The sequence below is a fragment of the Thermosporothrix hazakensis genome, assembly GCF_003253565.1.
GTDB classification, from domain to species: domain Bacteria; phylum Chloroflexota; class Ktedonobacteria; order Ktedonobacterales; family Ktedonobacteraceae; genus Thermosporothrix; species Thermosporothrix hazakensis.
In genome coordinates this window covers 1-2,655 of record NZ_QKUF01000074.1, presented here as the reverse complement: position 1 = coordinate 2,655, position 2,655 = coordinate 1, and the positions used below count along the sequence as shown (strand labels likewise).

Sequence of the window (2,655 nt, the reverse complement as noted above, 5' to 3'; positions counted from 1 at the left end):
CGTGCATCCATCCAGAGGCGCAGGCACGTGTTGCGAATGAACTGGGTGGTGCGGATAGCTTCCTCGATGGCGGCGAATTGTGCTTTCGACCCCTCGAGCTTGTATTCATAGATCAGCATCCCTTGCTCCTTGTTCGTCCTCACTGTCTTCGCGTATCCTAACACAATGATTGTCTTCTGTCAAGCGAAGGGGAACGTTCTGCCTCTGCTGGCTTCCTGCGCCATCCATCCCCCTGGCTGAAGCCAGCGGCCTTCTGCCGCTTTTTGGTAAGCCCTGGTTGGGTAAAGGAAACGTTAATGCGACTGGGACTTGATAGCTCAGAAGGAACGCCTGTAAGCGAAGTGGCACGCGCTTATGTTGAATGCGTTGAAGGGGATATGCAAGGACAAACGCTTTTTCCTTAGAGGGACTTGCCCCATTCGACGAAAATAGCACCATATGAGGCGTGTGGCTCTTCTACTGAATGTTGATGAGCCATCGTTGATTCGATGTTTTAGGTCGAGCATGACAGAAAAGCCAGAGAAATTTCTTCGTCTTGCTGCATGCTCGCTTTTTGTTGCTTCAAGCGTGCGTCGACACGGGGCTTTTCGCGGTAGAGAGGCATACGATTTGAAAGGGAGCTGAAGAGAATGGCCCTTTCCTCTTGACATTTGTTTCTTGCTTTCGCTATACTTACTTAGTAAACATACTAAGTAAGTAAACAGAGGTGATAATTATGGCGAAGGCGGAGAGGGAACGGTCTTTAACCCGAAAGGCGGTGCTGGAAGCAGCACTTCAATTGATAGACAGAGATGGATTAGAGGGGCTGAATATGCGTAAGTTGGGAGCTGCTCTGGGGGTGGAGGCCATGTCGCTCTATAATCACATCAAGAATAAAGAGGATCTACTTGATGGAGTGATTGAAATGCTTCTCTTACAGGCAACTTATCCGGAGCGACCGAATGTTTCTCCATATGTGGAACTCTGGGATTTCGCGCATGCTTACCGGGATGTACTCCGGGCTCATCCTCGGGCGCTTCCGTTGGTGGCAACGCGTCAGCTCCGAACGGAGCCTGCGCTTGCGATTCTCGAACGGCTTGTCGCGACGCTCCATCGTGCGAATGTCACAGGCGAACAGGCGTTGTATGCAGTGAATAGCTTTGCCGGTTTTATTGTCGGCCATACATTTTTTGATGTAACGGAGATTATTGCGCCCTCCACTTCAGAGGAAGATGATACTGCTGAGAGATGGGGACGTCTTCCGGCAAAGCGCTATCCTCACCTGCACGCATCAGTCTCTGATTTTTCACGTTGGGATCCAGATCAGGAGTTTGATTTTGGGTTGCGGGCTCTCCTTCAGGGGCTTCTTCCTCCCGAAAAATAAGCATGCCTTTCGATCTCCTTGAATAATGTCTGTATTTCCCTGATATGCGAAGGGGAATACAGAATATGCAAACTCTAAGTAGTATGTGCAGATATTTGTACATATCGTTGTCATTTTGTAAATTTTGAAGGGGCAAAAAATGGACAATGAGAATATTCTCATTTCTGGAGCAAGCATTGCTGGGCCAGCGCTGGCCTACTGGCTAACTCGCTATGGCTTTCGTCCGACTGTGGTAGAGAGAACACCTGCACTTCGGGAAGGTGGCTACAAGCTGGATATTCGCGGGAAAGCAGTTGAGGTTGTTGAGCGTATGGGGATACTGGCTGATATTCGGCAGGTTAGTACTGGTATGAAAGAGGGAACTTTCGTCGATAGAAACGGGAAGGCGGTAGTCAGTATGTCCGCTGAATTCTTTAATTCGCGGCAGGAACAGGATGATGAGGTTATGCGTACGGATCTGTCCCGCATCATCTATGAGCGTACACGTTCCGATGTTGAGTACCTTTTCAACGATTCCATTACCTCCATTACGGAGGGTCAGAATGGCGTCGCTGTAACCTTTGAGCGGGGAAAGCCTCGCGTCTTTGATCTGGTCATAGGGGCCGATGGAATACACTCCAATGTTCGTCGCCTTGTCTTCGGGGACGAGTCGCGTTTTCTGCACAATCTGGGGGCGTATATTTCCATCTTTACGGCACCAAACTTTCTTGATCTCGATCGCCAGGAACTATATTACTATGCTCCGGGCAAATTTGTGAGCCTTTTCAGCGCACAGGATCGCAGCAAGGCAATGAGCTTTTTCTTCTTCAGTTCGCCGCCGCTCAGTCATGATTATCGCAATATCGAGCAACAAAAAGGGCTGCTGACATCTTTTTTCTCAGGTGATGGATGGCAGATTCCGCGTTTGCTCAAGGATGTCTGGGATGCGCCAGACTTCTACTTCGATTCGGTAAGTCAGATCCATATGGATCGTTGGTCGGCAGGCCGAATCGCGTTGCTAGGAGATGCGGCGTACTGTCCGTCACCGGCGTCCGGTCAGGGAACGAGTCTGGCGTTGATTGGTGCCTATGTTCTGGCAGGAGAGCTGGCGCTGGCATCAGGAGATTACACTACAGCGTTTACCAGAAAGCGGCAGAAGGCCCCTGGCTTCAGCCAAGGGGATAGATGGCGCAGGAAGCCAGCAGCAGCAGGACGTCCCCCTTCGCTTGACAGAAGACAATCGTTGTGTTAGGATATGCGAAGACAGTGAGGACGAACAAGGAGCAAGGGATGCTGATCTACGAATACAAGCT

The 2,655-nt window shown here is 50.3% G+C and carries 2 protein-coding genes and 1 pseudogene; 2 read left to right on the top strand and 1 reads right to left on the bottom strand.

Translation table 11 applies throughout. The annotated features are described in order from the left end of the window. Positions 1-119, bottom strand: a pseudogene (locus EI42_RS34175) (RNA-guided endonuclease InsQ/TnpB family protein); the annotation flags it as partial. Positions 120-715: 596 nt separating this feature from the next. Here EI42_RS34175 and EI42_RS31650 point away from each other — a divergent pair. After that, the gene (locus EI42_RS31650) at positions 716-1,363 is read left to right on the top strand and encodes a TetR/AcrR family transcriptional regulator C-terminal domain-containing protein (protein WP_111326954.1); all 648 of its coding nucleotides are present in this window, start codon (positions 716-718) and stop codon (positions 1,361-1,363) included. Between the two features lie 139 nt (positions 1,364-1,502). Then, entirely contained in the window at positions 1,503-2,594 is a 1,092-nt protein-coding gene (locus EI42_RS31645; RefSeq protein WP_111326952.1) for an FAD-dependent monooxygenase, read from the top strand. The last annotated feature ends 61 nt before the right edge of the window (positions 2,595-2,655 follow it).

Excerpts from the sequence above, each read along its gene's own strand:
- EI42_RS31645 (WP_111326952.1), top strand. The coding sequence starts at position 1,503 with ATGGACAATGAGAATATTCTCATTTCTGGAGCAAGCATTGCTGGGCCA.
- EI42_RS31650 (WP_111326954.1), top strand. The coding sequence starts at position 716 with ATGGCGAAGGCGGAGAGGGAACGGTCTTTAACCCGAAAGGCGGTGCTG.